The sequence below is a fragment of the Bradyrhizobium sp. P2_E8 genome (genome assembly GCF_056403875.1).
On sequence record NZ_JBFUES010000835.1, the window covers coordinates 1 to 3347 of the forward strand.

6 protein-coding genes are annotated in these 3347 nt (G+C 64.6%); all 6 read left to right on the top strand.

What is annotated here, in order from left to right; translation table 11 throughout:
- The coding region (locus tag AC1D00_RS32705) for a 50S ribosomal protein L6 (protein WP_477013511.1) at positions 1–208 on the top strand (208 nt) is incomplete at its 5' end.
- A gap of 11 nt (positions 209–219) precedes the next feature.
- Positions 220–582 (top strand): 50S ribosomal protein L18, encoded by a 363-nt coding sequence (gene rplR, locus AC1D00_RS32710; protein ID WP_007603036.1) that lies wholly within the window; start codon positions 220–222, stop codon positions 580–582.
- 44 nt (positions 583–626) lie between these two features.
- A complete protein-coding gene (rpsE, locus tag AC1D00_RS32715; RefSeq protein WP_477013512.1) occupies positions 627–1220 on the top strand; it encodes a 30S ribosomal protein S5 in 594 nt (197 codons plus the stop codon).
- 25 nt (positions 1221–1245) lie between these two features.
- On the top strand, positions 1246–1440 hold the full coding sequence (gene rpmD / locus AC1D00_RS32720; RefSeq protein ID WP_011088137.1) for a 50S ribosomal protein L30: 195 nt from the start codon (positions 1246–1248) through the stop codon (positions 1438–1440).
- 73 nt (positions 1441–1513) lie between these two features.
- On the top strand, positions 1514–1999 hold the full coding sequence (rplO, locus tag AC1D00_RS32725; protein ID WP_018322273.1) for a 50S ribosomal protein L15: 486 nt from the start codon (positions 1514–1516) through the stop codon (positions 1997–1999).
- 148 nt (positions 2000–2147) lie between these two features.
- Positions 2148–3347, top strand: a 1200-nt coding sequence (gene secY, locus AC1D00_RS32730) for a preprotein translocase subunit SecY (RefSeq protein ID WP_477013513.1), incomplete at its 3' end; no start/stop codon positions are given.

The following is a 3347-nucleotide window of genomic DNA, read 5'->3' on the forward strand; positions in this document are numbered from 1 at the left end:
CAGCCACGACGTGGTCTATGCGATCCCGGAAGGGATCACGATCACCGTGCCGAAGCCGACCGAGATCACGGTGACCGGCAGCGACATCCAGCGCGTCGGCCAGGTCGCGGCCGAAATCCGCTCGTACCGCCCGCCGGAGCCCTACAAGGGCAAGGGCGTGAAGTATGTTGGCGAATTCATCTTCCGCAAGGAAGGCAAGAAGAAGTAACGGAGCCGGTCATGTCGAAAGCCAAGGTTACGAATGCCCGGCGCAAGCGGAGTGTGCGGCTGAAGCTGCGCCGCTCCGGTGGTGGCCGTCCGCGTCTGTCGGTGTTCCGCTCGTCCAAGCACATCTACGCCCAGGTCATCGACGACCTGAAGGGCGAGACGCTGGCCTCTGCCTCCTCGCTCGAGAAGTCGATGCGCGACGGCGGCAAGACCGGCGCCGACATCGATGCGGCGAAGGCGGTCGGCAAGCTGCTGGCCGAGCGCGCCGCCGAGAAGGGCGTCAAGGAAGTCGTGTTCGATCGCGGCAGCTACCTCTATCACGGGCGCGTCAAGGCTCTTGCCGATGCGGCGCGTGAGAGCGGGCTGAGCTTCTAACAGAATTTGAGGATTGAGGCGCAAGCCTCAGAAGGATTGGAAAAATGGCAGAACGCGAACAACGTGGTGGACGCGATCAACGCGGCGGCGGACGCGACCGCAAGGAGCGCGAGGAGCGCGACAGCGAGTTCGTCGACAAGCTCGTTCACATCAACCGCGTGGCCAAGGTCGTCAAGGGCGGCAAGCGCTTCGGTTTCGCAGCGCTGGTCGTGATCGGCGACCAGAAGGGCCGCGCCGGCTTCGGTCACGGCAAGGCGCGCGAAGTGYCTGAGGCGATCCGCAAGGCAACCGAATCCGCCAAGCGCAACCTGACCCGCGTGTCGCTGCGCGAGGGCCGCACGCTGCATCACGACATCGCCGGCCGTCATGGCGCGGGCCGTGTCTACCTGCGTGCCGCTCCGGCCGGTACCGGCATCATCGCCGGCGGCCCGATGCGCGCCGTGTTCGAGACGCTCGGCGTCCAGGACGTGGTGGCGAAGTCGATCGGCTCGTCGAACCCGTACAACATGGTGCGCGCGACCTTCGACGCGCTGAAGCACCAGGATTCGCCGCGTTCGGTCGCAGCCCGCCGCAATATCAAGGTGTCCACCCTCCAGTCCCGCCGTATCGGCGGCGACGCCGAGGCGGCTGCCGACTAACGGAAGCTTTTCGGAGTAGACCAAGATGGCCAAGGCCGCAAAGACGATCAAGCTCGAGCAGACCGGCAGCGCGATCCGCCGTCATCACTCGCAGCGTTCGACGCTGATCGGGCTCAAGCTCAACAAGATCGGCCGCACCAGCGAACTGCCGGACACTCCGGCCGTGCGCGGCATGATCGAGAAGGTTCACCATCTCGTTCGTATCGTCGACGAGAAGTAAGCAGGGCGCATGATCCCGAAACTGGGTGCCGGTTTTCGGTGAAGATCATGCGCAAGACACAAGGAGAAGGGCGATGAAGCTCAGCGATATCGCCGACAACGCCGGCTCGCGCAAAAAGCGTATGCGCGTCGGCCGCGGCATTGGTTCGGGCAAGGGCAAGCAGTCCGGCCGCGGCGGCAAGGGCCAGACCGCGCGTTCGGGCGTGCGCATCAAGGGTTTCGAAGGCGGCCAGATGCCGATGCATCGCCGTCTGCCCAAGCGCGGCTTCAACAACATCTTCCGCGTGGAGTTCGCCGAGATCAATCTCGACCGGCTCCAGGAAGCGGTCGATGCCAAGAAGATCGACGCCGGCAGCGTCGTGAACGTCGAGGCCCTGGTGAAGGGCGGCGTGCTGCGCCGCGCCAAGGCCGGCCTGCGGCTGCTCGGCCGCGGCGAGCTCAAGTCCAAGCTCAACATCGAAGTGCACGGCGCCACCAAGACCGCGATTGCCGCGGTCGAGAAGGCCGGCGGTTCGGTGAAGATCCTCGCCCCTGCCAAGGAAGAAGGCGAGGCGGCGTAACAACTGCGTCATTGGCCCGCGGCTCGCGGGCCTTTACGCATGCGGGACGTGGACTTATCGAAGCCGAGCCCCAGATAATGTCCGGCGTCCGCTAAAGTAGCCCGGCCGCGGGCATGACGGCGCAACAGGCGGCGGGAGAAAGTCCAAGATGGCCTCAGCAGCGGAACAACTGGCAGCCAACCTCAATTTCGGTGCGTTTGCCAAGGCTGACGAACTGAAGAAGCGCATCTGGTTCACCCTGGGTGCGCTGCTCGTTTATCGGCTCGGGACCTACATCCCGTTGCCGGGCATCGATCCCAACATCTGGGAGCAGGTGTTCCGCTCCCAGGCGGGCGGCATCCTCGGCATGTTCAACATGTTCGCCGGCGGCGGCATCCACCGCATGGCGATCTTCGCGCTGAACATCATGCCGTACATCTCGGCCTCGATCATCATCCAGCTCCTGACCACCGTCTCGCCGCAGCTCGAGGCGCTGAAGAAGGAAGGCGAGGCCGGCCGCAAGACGCTGAACCAGTACACCCGCTATCTGACCGTGATCCTGGCCGCGTTCCAGTCCTACGGCATCGCGGTGGGCCTCGAAGGTGCCGGCAACGTCGTCAGCGACCCCGGCATGTTCTTCCGCCTGTCCACGGCGATCACGCTGACCGGCGGCACCATGTTCCTGATGTGGCTGGGCGAGCAGATCACCTCGCGCGGCATCGGCAACGGCATCTCGCTGATCATTCTCTCCGGCATCGTCGCCGAGCTGCCCGCGGCGCTCGCCAACATGCTCGAGCTCGGCCGTCAGGGTGCGATGTCGACCGGCCTGATCCTGGTCGTCATCATCATGGCGGTCGCCGTGATCGCCTTCATCGTGTTCATGGAGCGGGCGCAGCGCCGGCTGCTGATCCAGTATCCGAAGCGCCAGGTCGGCAACAAGATGTTCGAGGGCCAGTCCTCGCATCTGCCGCTCAAGCTCAACACCTCGGGCGTGATCCCGCCGATCTTCGCCTCTTCGCTCCTGCTGCTGCCGACGACGGTTGCGAACTTCAATGCGGGCAGCGGGCCGGAATGGTTCCAGTGGATCACCACCCAGCTCGGCCATGGCCGTCCGCTGTTCCTGATCATGTATCTCGCGCTGATCGTGTTCTTCGCGTTCTTCTACACCGCGATCGTGTTCAACCCGACCGAGACTGCGGACAATCTGAAGAAGCACGGCGGCTTCATTCCCGGCATCCGCCCCGGCGAGCGCACCGCGGAATATATCGACTACGTGCTGTCGCGCATCACCGTGCTCGGCGCCGTCTATCTGGCGATCGTCTGCTTGATCCCCGAGATCCTGATCTCCTACGCCTCGGTGCCGTTCTAC